Annotated in this window: 12 protein-coding genes; 2 read left to right on the forward strand and 10 right to left on the reverse strand. The window is 73.4% G+C overall.

The genetic code is table 11. The features are described 5' to 3' along the window. Window positions 1-2: 2 nt before the first annotated feature. The 4 genes from PYS65_RS28130 to PYS65_RS28145 form a co-directional block, all read right to left on the reverse strand. The gene (locus PYS65_RS28130; protein ID WP_279336742.1) at window positions 3-401 is read right to left on the reverse strand and encodes an ectoine synthase; all 399 of its coding nucleotides are present in this window, start codon (window positions 399-401) and stop codon (window positions 3-5) included. A gap of 139 nt (window positions 402-540) precedes the next feature. Continuing rightward, window positions 541-1812 carry a diaminobutyrate--2-oxoglutarate transaminase gene (ectB, locus tag PYS65_RS28135; RefSeq protein WP_279336743.1) on the reverse strand — a complete coding sequence of 424 codons (1272 nt, stop codon included), beginning with the start codon at window positions 1810-1812 and terminating at the stop codon, window positions 541-543. A gap of 85 nt (window positions 1813-1897) precedes the next feature. After that, window positions 1898-2404: a diaminobutyrate acetyltransferase gene (ectA, locus tag PYS65_RS28140; protein WP_279336744.1), complete on the reverse strand. Its 507-nt coding sequence runs from the start codon at window positions 2402-2404 to the stop codon at window positions 1898-1900. A 448-nt stretch (window positions 2405-2852) separates the two neighbouring features. After that, a complete protein-coding gene (locus PYS65_RS28145; RefSeq protein ID WP_279336745.1) occupies window positions 2853-3956 on the reverse strand; it encodes a pyridoxal-phosphate-dependent aminotransferase family protein in 1104 nt (367 codons plus the stop codon). 478 nt (window positions 3957-4434) lie between these two features. On the opposite strand from PYS65_RS28145, the gene PYS65_RS28150 reads away from it, so the two are divergent. Continuing rightward, window positions 4435-5532, forward strand: coding sequence for an amidohydrolase family protein (locus PYS65_RS28150; protein ID WP_279336746.1), 1098 nt, complete (start codon window positions 4435-4437; stop codon window positions 5530-5532). 196 nt (window positions 5533-5728) lie between these two features. Beyond that, complete coding sequence (locus PYS65_RS28155; protein WP_423836128.1) at window positions 5729-6817, forward strand: SCO1860 family LAETG-anchored protein; 1089 nt, start codon at window positions 5729-5731, stop codon at window positions 6815-6817. Window positions 6818-6971: 154 nt separating this feature from the next. Here PYS65_RS28155 and cobC read toward each other — a convergent pair whose 3' ends face one another. From cobC to cobM, 6 genes are read right to left on the reverse strand one after another with little or no spacing between them, the layout of a single operon-like run. Then, window positions 6972-8051 (reverse strand): Rv2231c family histidinol phosphate aminotransferase CobC, encoded by a 1080-nt coding sequence (gene cobC / locus PYS65_RS28160; RefSeq protein WP_279336748.1) that lies wholly within the window; start codon window positions 8049-8051, stop codon window positions 6972-6974. Continuing rightward, window positions 8041-8955, reverse strand: a complete 915-nt coding sequence (locus PYS65_RS28165) for a sirohydrochlorin chelatase (protein ID WP_279336749.1) — start codon at window positions 8953-8955, stop codon at window positions 8041-8043. The genes cobC and PYS65_RS28165 overlap by 11 nt, the downstream gene beginning before the upstream one ends. Then, entirely contained in the window at window positions 8952-9539 is a 588-nt protein-coding gene (locus tag PYS65_RS28170) for a precorrin-8X methylmutase (protein ID WP_279336750.1), read from the reverse strand. The genes PYS65_RS28165 and PYS65_RS28170 overlap by 4 nt, the downstream gene beginning before the upstream one ends. After that, window positions 9536-11227: a precorrin-3B C(17)-methyltransferase gene (cobJ, locus tag PYS65_RS28175; protein ID WP_279336751.1), complete on the reverse strand. Its 1692-nt coding sequence runs from the start codon at window positions 11225-11227 to the stop codon at window positions 9536-9538. Before cobJ ends, PYS65_RS28170 begins: the two co-directional genes overlap by 4 nt. Continuing rightward, the gene (gene cbiE / locus PYS65_RS28180; RefSeq protein ID WP_279336752.1) at window positions 11224-12471 is read right to left on the reverse strand and encodes a precorrin-6y C5,15-methyltransferase (decarboxylating) subunit CbiE; all 1248 of its coding nucleotides are present in this window, start codon (window positions 12469-12471) and stop codon (window positions 11224-11226) included. Before cbiE ends, cobJ begins: the two co-directional genes overlap by 4 nt. After that, the gene (gene cobM / locus PYS65_RS28185; RefSeq protein WP_279336753.1) at window positions 12468-13286 is read right to left on the reverse strand and encodes a precorrin-4 C(11)-methyltransferase; all 819 of its coding nucleotides are present in this window, start codon (window positions 13284-13286) and stop codon (window positions 12468-12470) included. Before cobM ends, cbiE begins: the two co-directional genes overlap by 4 nt. Window positions 13287-13300: the final 14 nt, after the last annotated feature.

Below are 13300 nucleotides of genomic sequence, written 5' to 3' on the forward strand. Positions count from 1 at the left end.
CCTCACACCTCCTCGGTGAGCAGCGGGTATACGCCGTTCTCGTCGTGGTCCTCCCGTCCGGTCACGGGCGGATTGAAGACGCAGATGCAGCGGAAGTCCTTCTTCACCCGCAGCGTGTGCTTCTCGTGCCCGTCGAGGAGGTACATGGTCCCGGGCGTGATCGTGTGCGTCAGCCCGGAGTCGTGGTCGGTGAGCTCTGCCTCTCCCTCCACACAGACGACGGCCTCGATGTGGTTGGCGTACCACATCGACGTCTCCGTACCGGTGTACAGGACGGTCTCGTGCAAGGAGAACCCGACGTTCTCCTTGGCGAGGACGATGCGCTTGCTCTCCCAGGTGCCCGACGCGGACTTCACGTGTCGGTCGGTGCCCTCGAGCTCCTTGAAGGAACGGACAATCACGGTGCTGCGATGCCTCCTTGGTCATGGTGACGGTGGTGACGGTGCCTGCGGGCCGTCCGGACCCCGGGCCGAAGCCGGGGCCCGGACGGTTCGACAGGCGGTTCGGGCGGTTCAGGCGGCCCAGGCGGTTCGGGCCGGTTCAGGCGGTCTCGCGGACGGCGCGGGCCAGCGTCCTCAGCCCTTCGTCCAGCTCGTCCGGGGTGATGGTCAGGGCCGGGAGGAGTTTGACGACCTCGCTCTCCGGGCCGGAGGTCTCGATCAGCAGCCCGAGCTGGAAGGCCCGCGCGGCGATCCGCCCCGCGCGCTCCTTGTCGTGGAACTCCATGCCCCACACCAGCCCGCGACCGCGGTACTCCTTCACGTCGGCGCGGTTCTCCTCGGCGATGGCGACCAGTGACTGCTCGACCTGCTCGCCGCGCGAACGGGTCTGCTTCTCCATCGCCGACCCGTCGGCCCAGTAGGCCTCCAGGGCGGCGGTCGCCGTGACGAAGGCCGGGTTGTTGCCGCGGAAGGTGCCGTTGTGCTCGCCCGGCTCCCAGACGTCCAGCTCGGGCTTGAACAGGGTCAGCGCCATGGGCAGGCCGTAGCCGCTGATCGACTTGGACACGGTGACGATGTCCGGGGTGATGCCCGCCTCCTCGAAGGAGAAGAAGGCGCCGGTGCGGCCGCAGCCCATCTGAATGTCGTCGACGATGAGCAGCATGTCCTGGCGTGCGCACAGCTCGGACAGGGCGCGCAGCCACTGGGGCCGGGCGACGTTGATGCCGCCCTCGCCCTGCACGGTCTCGACGATCACGGCGGCCGGCTTGTTGAGGCCGGAGCCCTGGTCCTCCAGCAGCCGCTCGAACCACAGGAAGTCCTCGACCGTGCCGTCGAAGTAGTTGTCGAACGGCATGGGCGTGCCGTGCACCAGCGGGATACCGGCCCCGGCCCGCTTGAAGGCGTTGCCGGTCACGGCGAGGGAGCCCAGCGACATGCCGTGGAAGGCGTTGGTGAACGACACGATCGACTCGCGCCCCTTCACCTTCCGGGCCAGCTTCAGTGCCGACTCGACGGCGTTGGTGCCCGTCGGGCCCGGGAACATGACCTTGTACGGCAGGTCGCGCGGGCGCAGGATCCAGTTCTGGAAGGACTCCAGGAACGCGCGTTTGGCCGTCGTCGACATGTCGAGCCCGTGGGTGACGCCGTCCCGCTCCAGATAGTCGATCAGCGCCCGTTTCAGTACGGGGTTGTTGTGGCCGTAGTTGAGTGAACCGGCTCCGGCGAAGAAGTCGAGGTACTCGTGGCCGTCCTCGTCGTACATGTGGCTGCCGTGTGCGCGGTCGAAGACGGTGGGCCAGCCACGGCAGTAGCTGCGCACCTCGGACTCAAGGGTCTCGAAGACGCTCAGATCGGGCTGGGTGATGGTCACGACGAATCGCTCCTCGATGGCGTGGGAGGTCGTAGGGAGTCGGGATCGGCGGAGTGACGCACTTCTTCGTGCGCGGGGCCGGAGGTCAGGGGGTGAGGGGACCGATGCGGTACAGCACCTCGGGGTCGTGCGGTCCGTCGGGGAACCGGTCGGCCTCGAACAGCACCTCGCGCTCCAGCCGGGCGCCGCGGCGTTCGGCGAACGCGGTGAACAGACGCTCGGAGGCGGTGTTCCCCGGGGTGATGGTGGTCTCCACGGTGTTCACTCCGTGTTCCGTGGTGGTCCGTGCGACCAGACCGTCGAGCAGAGCGGCGGCCAGACCACGGCCCCGGTGCGCCTCGTCCACCGCGACCTGCCAGACGAGCAGGGTGTGCGGGCTGTCCGGCCGCAGGTAGCCGGTGACGAAGCCGATCGGCTCCCCGCCGGCGTCGCGTGCGACGGCCGATGTGGCGGCGAAGTCCCGGCACCACAGGAGATAGCTGTACGACGAGTTCAGGTCGAGGGTTTTCGAGTCCCTCGCTATCCGCCACAATGCGGCTCCGTCCGCCAGGGCGGGGCGGTCGATCTGCGGGTCTGCTTGAGCGGCAGTCATGTGAATTCAACTTACCCAGGTAAATTCGAAAATGCATCGGCTGCCGGGGTTACCTGGTGGCTTGAACTATGTTATCGCGCGGGCGTGAAGCCGCAAGCGGGACCTCGGCGAGATGCCCCGTTTTGCAGTGAATACAAGGCGCAAATCGGTCGCGCTGTGGAGCCGGTCACAAGTACGTAACTCCCGTGAGGGGGCCCCGGATGTGCCGCTTCACGCCCCGCTGAATCGGTGCGTTTAGGTTCGAGAAAAGCGGGCAGAAGAACGTGGGAAGCTGCTCTGAAAGATTGTATTGAAATAAGCGGGAGAATGCCGGGCAATAGTGCCCCTGATTACTTCCGGTAATCCTGTGGAATTCGCGATTCGGTCACCCGTGGCCGGTCGGCCGCTCATGTCCCCGTCGCGCCGCCGGCACACTCCCGCTCCGCTCCGGAGCCGTCCCGCGCGGGGCTCACCGCCAGGCGTCGTCGGCCGCGCTCAGGGCGCCCTGCACGTCCACCGTCAGGCCCTGCCCCGCCAGCGCGGTGCCCAGCGCCGCCAGGCTCGCGCGTACCGCGCCCCGGGTCGCGTCGGAGCCGTAGTGGTTGACGCGGATCATCTCCTTGGCCAGTGCCCCGCCCCCCGCGGCCAGCGGGAGCGCCGGGTCCACGGCCAGGGCGCGGGCCACCAGCTCCGCGGCCACCGTGCCCGACGGGGCCCGCAGGGTCGTGGCGACCGGAGCCGCCTCGGACGCCTCGTGGACGTACGGCACCAGGCCGCCGCCCAGCGCGAGCGCCCCCGCCCGCGTCGCCGCGGCGGCCGCCGCATGCCGCCCCGTCACCGTGTCCAGGCCCACCGCCTCGATGCGCTCCACGCACGCCTGAAGCGCCAGCATCTCCAACTGGGCCGGCGCGTGCGGCAGCGCCGTACGGCCCCCGTCGATCCAGCGCTCCTTCCAGTCCAGCAGCGACAGGTACGAGCGGCGCGGCGCCCGCGGGTTCGCCGCCATCCGGGCCCACGCCCGCTCGCTCACCGACACCGCCGACACGCCCGCCGGACCGCCCATCGCCTTCTGCGCCCCGATCACGCACAGGTCCACGCCCCACGCGTCCGGCAGCACCGGCTCCGCCCCGACCGACGCCACCGCGTCCAGGTAGAACAGCGCCCCGTGCTCCCGCACCGCCTCGCCGATCTCCGCGACCGGGTTGGTGTTCCCGGTGGCCGCCTCCGCGTGCACCAGGGAGACGAAGTCGATCTCCGGATGTCCGGCGAACGCCTCGCGGATCTGCCCGGCCGTCACCGCGGTGTGGAACGGCACCGCCAGGTCGATCACCGTGGCGCCGCAGTCCCGCAGCCAGTTTCCGAAGGTCTGCCCGTAGGGGCCCGTGACGACGTTCAGGGCGGTCGTGCCGGGGCCCGCGGCCGCGCGGATCGCGCCCTCCAGCGGCAGCAGCGCCTCACCCTGCATGATCACGACGTCCTGCGTGGTGCGCAGCAGCCGTGCCACGCGGTCCTCGATCGAGGCGAAGTGCGGGGCGCTCAGCGGGGCCAGACCGAGGAAGGGGTGGGTGCTCACGGCGGTGCTCTCTCCAGATCGCGGCTTCACGTCCTCGTGCCGCCACGAGGGTGTGCCTGCACGAGGTCGTGGGGGTACACGTGCGAGCGTACGGGAGCCCGTCCGACGCCGGATTCCCCGGCCGGACGGGGAGGCGGAGACCCCGGACCGGGTGGGCCCGTCCGGGTGGCGGCTCACTGGAAACCTCCGAGGACGCTTCCGGCTTCAGTCGGGGGATGAATCGGAGTCCTGCGGAGCAGGACAGAGAACGGGATTTCGCCCAAAAGGTGAAAGACCGCCCGGATGGCCGGGTAGGCTGAGCGCCGTGCGTTGCGAGAGCCAAGCACGCGCAACTCCTTTGTCTTGAATGGGCAACCGGGCAGGTTCCGTCCCGGCTGGTGCTGAGAGCGTCAGACTCGTTCGCTTGCTGAGTGAATGAGCTGCTTGAGCCAGGAATCCCCCTGCTTCAGCTGGGGGAGGGTTCAATAGGGTGCGGTGTATGAGCGAACGCGCGGTGCTGCACGTGAAGGGCCGGATCCTCGTCGGGCCGGACGAGAACCAGGTCCGCGACGAGCTGTGGGTGGTCGACGGGCGGATCTCCTACGACCGCCCCGGCACCGCCCGGGACGTCCGGACCGTCGAGGGCTGGGTGCTGCCCGGCCTGGTCGACGCCCACTGCCATGTGGGCCTCGACCGGCACGGTGCGGTCCCCGCCGAGGCCGCGGAGAAGCAGGCGCTCACCGACCGCGACGCCGGCGCCCTGCTGCTGCGGGACGCGGGCTCACCCTCCGACACCCGCTGGATCGACGACCGCGACGACCTCCCGAAGATCATCCGGGCCGGCCGGCACATCGCCCGCACCCGCCGCTACATCCGCGACTACGCCTGGGAGGTCGAACCCGACGACCTCGTCGCCTACGTCGCCCAGGAGGCCCGGCAGGGCGACGGCTGGGTCAAACTCGTCGGCGACTGGATCGACCGCGACCTGGGCGACCTGTCGGCCTGCTGGCCGCGCGGCGCCGTCGAGGCGGCGATCGCCGAGGCGCACCGGCTGGGCGCCCGCGTCACCGCGCACTGCTTCGCCGAGGACTCCCTGCGGGACCTGGTCGAGGCCGGCATCGACTGCGTCGAGCACGCGACGGGCCTGACCGACGACACCATCCCGCTGTTCGCCGAACGGGGCGTGGCGATCGTCCCGACCCTCGTCAACATCGCCACCTTCCCCGGCCTGGCCGACGGCGGCGAGTCCAAGTTCCCGCGCTGGTCGGCCCACCTCCGCCGGCTCCACGAACGCCGCTACGACACCGTGCGCTCCGCCTACGACGCCGGCATCCCGGTCTTCGTCGGCACGGACGCGGGCGGCACCCTCCCGCACGGCCTGGCGGCGGCCGAGGTCGCCGAACTGGTCACCGCCGGCATCCCGCCCGTCGACGCCCTCGCGGCCGGCACCTGGGCCGCCCGGGCCTGGCTCGGCCGCCCCGGCCTGGAGGAGGGCGCCCCGGCCGACCTCGTGGTCTACGGGTCCGACCCGCGCGCGGACGTGCGGGTGCTCGCCGACCCGCGCCGGGTGGTACTGAACGGGCGCGTGGTCGGCTAGGAACCGCTGCCCGGCGGGCGAAACCCGCCCACCGGGTGACGTGTGGGCGGTGGTGGGGAACAGTCGTGCCCCAGGATTCGAATGTGTCGGCGGACCCGCCACGAAGGAGTGAAGTGTCCTCGGATCGCTGACGGTCGTCTCCCGGGACGGTCATTCTTTCCGGGTCCCACTTACGTCTCATGGGGGTCCCACCACCTTGAACAGCACCAACTTCCGCATGCCCGCACGCCGTTGGTCCGCCGTCGCCGCGGCCACCGTCCTCGCCGCAGGTCCCGCGGCGCTGGCCGGAGCGGGTCCCGCGCAGGCCACCGGGGAACACGGCAGCGCGAGTGCGGCCGTCCTGCGCGCCGGGTTCGACGTGGCCCTGCTCGACAAGAGCGTGAACGCCCCGCTCACCGTCTCCCTCAACGAGGTCCGTGCGCCGCAGAGCGCCCAGAAGACCCTCCTCACCGCGGACCTGGAGGGCGTCGACAAGGGCCGCCCCTTCAGCGTGCTGCGCGCGGAGGTGGCCGACGCGAAGGCGACGGTGGAGGGGAACCGGGCCGAGTCCTCCACCACCCTCGCCAAGGCCCGGGTCCATGTGCCCGGACTGCCGCTGCTGTCGCTGATCGAGCTCGAGAAGGTCACCTCCAGGGCCGTCTGCGAGACCGGCCGGACCCCGCTCGCCTCGGTCACCCTGCCCGGCTCGGTGACCGTGCTCGGCAAACGCGTCAGGTTGACCTCCGAGGGCACCACCGAGGTCACGGTGCCGGGCGTCGGCAAGGTCCGCCTGGACCTGTCCAGGACGGAGACCACGTCCCGCACCGCCGCCGCCACCGCGCTCCGGCTCGAGGTTGCCGTCGACCCGCTGAAGCTGAACGTCGCCGAGGTCGACGGCACCGTCACCCTGGCCGAAGCGAAGTGCGAGGCCCCCGGCGCCCCGGCCGAGCAGCCCGCAGCCCAGGCTGAGAAGCCCGGCGCCCCGGCCGGGCAGTCCGACGCCCCGGCCGGGAAGCAGGCGGCTCCGGCCGAGGTCCCCGCCGCTCCGGACGCTTCGGCCGATGAGCCCGCCGCCCCGGCCGGGAAGCAGGCGGCGCCGGCGGAGTCCGAGGAGTCCAGGACCGCCGACGTGCAGCCCCAGGGCGCGCGGGCCGGACAGGCGGCCTCCGCCGAGAAGGCGGCCGGGGCGGACCTGGCCGAGACGGGCAGCGACTCGACGACCCCGTACGTCGCGGCCGCCGCCGTCGTGCTCCTCGCGGCGGGCGGCGCGGGAGTCGCCCTCTCCCGCCGGGGCCGCCGCACCTGACGCCGGACACCGGCATACCAGCACACCGGTACACCGGTACATCGGTACACCGGTATGTCGACGGGGACCGGCGCTCCCACCGCCGGTCCCCGCCGTACCCACCGGGACACACCGACGGCCGCTCCCTCCCCGCGGGCCGCGCGGGGAGGGCAGGTCAGCCCGCGTCCAGCGCCCGCTCCAGGGCCCCCAGGAACGCGTCCGTGGTCCGCCGGTCGCGTACCGCGAGGCGCAGCCACCGCTCGCCCAGCCCCGGGAAGGTGTCTCCGCGGCGCACCGCGAAGCCGAGGTCGCGGAGCCGGTGGCGTACGGCACTCGCGTGCTCCAGCCGGAGCAGCACGAACGGGGCCTCGGCGGGACGCACGACACTCAGGCCGTGCGCGGCGAACTTCTCCAGCCCCGCGAGCAGATGGGACCGGTCCGCGGCGATGCGGTGGGCCGCCCCGGCCGCCTCCGCCAGCGCCCCGGCCCCCACGCACGCCTCGGCCGCCGCCAGTGCGGGGGTGGACACCGGCCACAGGGGCTGCGCCCGCTCCAGTGCCGTGACGGTCTCCGGCGCGGCCAGGACGTAACCGATGCGCAGCCCCGCCAGCCCCCACGTCTTGGTGAGGCTGCGCAGGACCACCAGGCCCGGTACGTCCGTCCGGCCGGCCAGCGCCTCCCGCTCGTCCGGCACCGCGTCCAGGAACGCCTCGTCCACGACCAACAACCGCCCGGGGCGGGCCAGTCGGGCGATCGCCGCGGCCGGGTGCAGCACCGACGTCGGGTTCGTCGGGTTGCCGATCACCACCAGGTCCGCGTCCTCGGGGACCATCGCCGGATCCAGCCGGAAACCGTCCTGCGCGCGGAGCAGCACCCGCTCGACGGTGTGCCCCGCGTCCCGCAGGGCCGCCTCCGGCTCCGTGAACTGCGGATGCACCACCACCGGCCGGCGCACCGGCACCGCCCGCGCCAGCAGCACGAACGCCTCCGCCGCCCCCGCCGTCAGCAGCACCCGCTCCACCGGCAGCCCGTGCCGCGCCGCCACCGCCGCCCGCGCCGCCCGCCCGTCCGGGTAGGCGGCGAGACCGGTGAGCGAGGCGGCGATGCGCTCCCGCAGCCACGCCGGGGGCGTGTCCGCGCGGACGTTCACGGCGAGGTCGACCAGCGCGGCGCCGTCGTCACGGACCTCGGCGTCCCCGTGGTGCCGCAGGTCGTGCACCGCCGTCGGTGCGGCGGCCTCCGGTTCAGTGCGCATGGGAGTGCGCGTGACCGTGCCCGTGGTGCCCGTGATGGTGGTGGCCGTCGTCGTCCGGGTGGAAGTGCGGCTGCTGCGGCGCCCCGACCTTGTCCTCGAAGCCCGGCAGCGCGATCCGGTACACGCAGCTGTCGCAGTTCATCCGCAGATCGCCCTGCACGGCCTCCGTGTACCGCTCCATCACCAGGTCCAGCAGCTCCGGCTCCGGCCCGATGACGTCCGCCGACCGCACCTCCGTCTTCGGGTGCGCCGCCGCCCACTGCTCGGTCTGGTGCCGCACCCGGTCCGGCAGGATGCCGGTGAACAGGAAGTACGGCAGGACGACGATCCGCCGGGCGCCGAGCCGCGCGCACCGGTCGAGCCCGCTCGGCACGTCCGGCGCCGCCAGCGACACGAACGCCGTCTCCACGGCCCCGTAGCCGCGCCCCTCCCACAGCAGCCGCGCTGCCTTGAACACCTCGGCGTTGGCGTCCGGGTCCGTCGAACCGCGCCCCACCAGCAGCACCGTCACCTCGGCGGGGTCCCAGGAGGGATCCACCGCCTGCCGAAGCCGCCGCTCCAGCACGTTCAGCAGGGCGGGGTGCGGGCCCAGCGGACGGCCGTAGCTGTACGAGATCCCGGGGTGACGCTCCTTCTCACGGGCCAGCGCCGCCGGGATGTCGCCCTTGGCGTGCCCGGCGGACACCAGCATCAGCGGCACGGCGGCGAACCGCCGCACCCCCTGGCCGACCAGCTCGGCGACGGCCTCACCCAGCGGCGGCGGGGACAGCTCGATGAAGCCGCCCGCGACCGGCAGTTCGGGGTGACGGCGCCCCAACTCCTTCACGAAGTCGCGGAACGCCTGAGCTCCGGCGTCGTCCCGGGTGCCGTGTCCGGCGACGATCAGGGCGGGCGGGGTGGTCACAAGGTCTCCTCAAGTGAAGTGGGGTGGTACAGCAGGGCGTTGAGCGCGGCTGCGGCGACCGCCGAACCGCCCTTCTCGGACACGTTGCTCACCGCGGGCAGTCCGCTCTCGCGCAACGCGGCCTTGGACTCGGCCGCTCCGACGAAACCGACGGGCAGCCCGATGACGAGCGCGGGGGAGGCGTCCAGGGTCAGCAGCTCCTCCAGGGCGGTCGGCGCGCAGCCGATCACCCACAGCGCCCCGGGGCCGACCTCCTCGTACGCCAGGCGCATCGCGTGCGCCGAACGCGTGAGTTCGGGCCCGGCCTCGGCGTCCTTGAGACGGCAGACGGTCCCGCGCCGGGTGATCCCGGCCGCGACCATCTCCACGTCCACCACGACGGGCGCCCCGGCGTGCAGCACCGCGTGCGCCTTCGCCAGTTCGCCCTCGTCCATGACGAGATCGTCCGCGTACGCCAGATCGGCCGAGGAGTGGATGACCCGCTCCACGACCGCCCGGGTCAGCGGCGGGAAGTGCCCGGTGTCCAGCCGGGCGCGCAACCGGCGGAAGGACTCCTGCTCGATGGGATGGACCACACGCCTCACCGGGACTCCTCCTGCCAGCGGTAGCCGCGCGGGGTGACCATGCGCCCCGCGATCTCACGGGTCGCCGTGTTGCCCACGGTCACGACCGTCATCATGTCGACCGTCGCCGGGTCGAGCGCGGCGAGCGTGGTCAGGCGACTGGACTCGTCGACGCGGGACGCGTTCCGGACGACACCCACCGGCGTCGTCGGCTCCCGGTGCCCGGCGAGGATCGCCAGCGCCTTCGGCAGCTGCCAGTCACGGCCCCGGCTGCGCGGGTTGTAGAACGTCACCACGAGGTCCGCCTCGGCCGCCGCCCGCACCCGCCGCTCGATGACCTCCCACGGCGTGTGCAGATCGGACAGACTGATCGACACGTGGTCGTGGCCCAGCGGCGCGCCCAGGATCGCCCCGGCCGCCAGCGCCGCCGTCACCCCCGGCACCCCGGCCACGTCGATGTCGTCGGACGCCTCGGCGAGCGCCGGGGAGGCCATGGCGTACACGCCCGCGTCCCCACTGCCGATCAGCGCGACCGCCTGCCCCCGGCGGGCCTCCTCGACCGCCGTGCGGGCCCGCTCCTCCTCCGCACCGAGCCCGGACTCCAGGACCCGGGTGCCGGGCCGCAGCAGATCGCGGATCTGGTCGACGTACTGGTCGAGACCCACCAGCACGGACGCGCCCCGCAGTTCCGCCCTCGCCCGCGGGGTCAGCAGGTCCCGGGCCCCCGGCCCGAGCCCGACCACCGCGAGCCGCCCGCGCCCCGGCCGCCGTACGACGGCACAGGTCGCCATGGCCGGCTGCCCGTCCGCACGCTCCGACTTCCGCTTGGGCACCAGGAGTTCACCCCCGCGCACCAGCGCCGCGGCCTCCGCCACCGACGGGGTGCCCACAGCGGCGAGCGGCGCGTCGGAGGGGTTCGGCACCTCGACGCGCGCCAGCTCCCCGGCGGGGTACGCCACCAGCGGCACACCCAGCCGCCGGGCCGCCTCCACGATGCCGGGCTCCTCGGACTTCGCGTCCACGGTGGCCAGTTCGGCGAGCGACGCGGCCGACAGACCGGCCTCCCGCAGGGCGCCCTCGACCAGCGCGAGGACCTCCTCGACGGGGGCGCCCTTCGAGGCACCCACCCCGACCACCAGGGTGGGCGGCCGGAGGACCGCCTCCCGCGGCCCCGCCCCGACCAGCCGGTCCGTGAGACGGATCGTGTACGCACCCTCGTCCGCGACCGGCAGCGGGGGCAGCGGCCAGACCACGTCGGCGCGCAGCGCCACCGGCTCACCGTCCAGCAGGGCGCGCGACACGGCGGCCACGTCCCCCTCCACCGGGAAGCCCAGCGTGTCCAGGCCGGGCAGCCCCGCCGCGTCGGTCGCCGTGGTCACCACCGGCTCGGCGCCCAGCACCTCGGCGACCCCACGCGCGAGATCGTTCGCCCCGCCGCCGTGCCCGCCCACCAGGGAGACCGCGAACCGGCCGCCCTCGTCGACACAGACCACGCCCGGGTCGCTCGCCTTGTCGTCCAGCAGCGGTGCCACCAGCCGCACCACGGCACCCGTGGCGAGAAAGCACACGAGCTGCTCGCACTGCGCGAACGCGGCCCGTACGGCGTCCCCGACGGGACCCTCGTACACCCGCGTACGGTCCGGCCACGCGGCGGCCAGTCGGTCCCGCGCGGCGGCTCCCGCCGCGGTGGCGGAGATGAGGCCGATCACTGAGGGGCTCCTTCGATGTCGGTACGTGCCGGGGGTCTGGAACCCCACAGCAGGAAAACGGGATTGGCCGCCGCCAGCCGGGTCACGTCCCCGGGCAGCGGCGCCAGCCGCGACGACTGCAACAGCACCCCGTCGCAGGTGAAGCCGGCACCGGCCAGCGCCTCGCGCACGGCCGGCACCCGGTCCAGGGCGGCCAGGGCGACGACGACCGTGCGCCGCGCCCGCCGCGCACACGCGGTGACGATGGCGGGCAGCTCCCGCCCGCCCCCGCCGACGAACACGGCGTCGGGGTCCTCGAGATCGGACAGCACGGTCGGCGCCTCCCCGTGCACCACGTGTACGTCCACCCCGTGCGCGAGGGCGTTGGCACGGATCCGCCCCACCCCGTCCGCGGTCTTCTCCACCGCGGTCACGGCGGCGCCCAGCCGGGCGCACTCCACGGCCACGGACCCCGAACCCGCGCCCACGTCCCACACCAGTTCGCCGGGGCGCGGCCCGAGCCGGGCCAGCGCCAGCGCCCGCACCTCGAACTTGGTGATCATCGAGTCCCGGTGGGCGAACCCCGCCTCGTCCAGCGCCCAGCCGGCGGGCGGCGTACCGGCGCCCGCGACGGTCCGTACGGGACCGAGACCCCGCGACTCGTCCAGGCACAGCACGACGCTGACCGCCGGACCCCAGTACCGTGCCGCCGCGGCGGCGGGCGTGACCCGCTCCACCCGCTCCCGCCCGGGATCGCCCAGCGCGGAGGCGACGACCAGCACCCGGCCCAGGGAGTGCCGGGCCAGCGCCGCCCCCAGCTCCGCCGGACCGGCCCCCGGCCCCGTCAGCACGGCGACCTTCGGGTGGGCCCGGCACAGGTTGACGGCCGTCCGCGGATCCCGGCCGTGCGCGCTGACCACCACGGCGTCGTCCCAGGGCAACCCGACCCGCGCGAAGGCGGTGGCGACGGAGGAGACACCCGGCCGCACGTCCAGCAGCTCGGACCCGAACCGCTCGGCCAGCGCCCGCACGATCCCGAAGAACCCCGGGTCACCGGAGGCCAGCACGACCACCGGACGCTCCTCGGCGACGTACTTCCCCACGGTGTCCAGCGCGGGAGCCAGCGCCCCGAGGACGACCCGCTCGGCCCCCTCGGGCAGCCGCACGGCGTCCAGGTGCCGCCGCCCGCCCACCACGAGCTCCGCCCCGGCGAGCACGGCCTCCTCGACCGGCGCCCCGGTCCCCGTGCCGACGACCGTGATCACGTGCTCGCACCCCGGGTGCGCAGCGCCCTGCGGGCCTCGGGGTCGGCCTTGCGGTAGCCGTGGAAGTGACCCGGGTGGTACAGGTGCGAGCGGGTGCCGCGCGCGTCGAGGGCGGGACCGACCAGGAACAGCGTGTGCTTCCAGAGCTTGTGCTCCTTGACCGTCTCCTCCAGCGTGCCGATCGTGCACTTCACGACCAGCTCCTCCGGCCAGGTCGCCTGGTACGCGACCACCACCGGCGTGCTCGTCGGATAGCCGCCCTCCAGCAGCTCCCGCACCAGCTGCCCGCTGCGCGCGGCCGACAGGAAGATCGCCATGGTGGTGCCGTGCCGCGCGAACTCGCGGACCTCCTCCCCGGGCGGCATCGGCGTCTTGCCGCCGCCGAGCCGCGTCAGCACCACGGACTGCGCCACCTCGGGAATGGTCAACTCCCGCTGCGCCAGCGCCGCGACGGCGGAGAAGGACGACACACCCGGCACGATCTCGGTCGTGATGCCGAGCTCCACGCACCGGTCGAGCTGCTCCTGCGTGCCGCCCCAGAGCGCAGGGTCCCCGGAGTGGATCCTGGCCACCCGCAGCCCCTGAGCGCGGGCCCGCTCGTACACGGCCACGACGTCCTCCAGCGACATCGTCGCCGAGTCGAGGACCTCGGCGTCCTCCCGCGCATGCTCGAGGACCTCCGCCTGGACCAGGCTGGCGGCCCAGATCACGATGTCGGCCTCGGCGATCGCGCGCGCGGCGCGCAACGTCAGCAGATCGGCGGCGCCGGGGCCGGCACCGACGAAGGTCACCTTGCCGGTGGGGGCATCGGCCATGGGGAAACGATCCT

Origin of the sequence: Streptomyces cathayae (genome assembly GCF_029760955.1) — a bacterium.
GTDB lineage: Bacteria > Actinomycetota > Actinomycetes > Streptomycetales > Streptomycetaceae > Streptomyces > Streptomyces cathayae.

Bases quoted from the DNA above. Each gene is read 5' to 3' on its own strand.
- cobC (WP_279336748.1), bottom strand. From the start codon at position 8,051: ATGCGCACTGAACCGGAGGCCGCCGCACCGACGGCGGTGCACGACCTG.
- cobM (WP_279336753.1), bottom strand. From the start codon at position 13,286: ATGGCCGATGCCCCCACCGGCAAGGTGACCTTCGTCGGTGCCGGCCCC.
- ectA (WP_279336744.1), bottom strand. From the start codon at position 2,404: ATGACTGCCGCTCAAGCAGACCCGCAGATCGACCGCCCCGCCCTGGCG.
- PYS65_RS28150 (WP_279336746.1), top strand. From the start codon at position 4,435: ATGAGCGAACGCGCGGTGCTGCACGTGAAGGGCCGGATCCTCGTCGGG.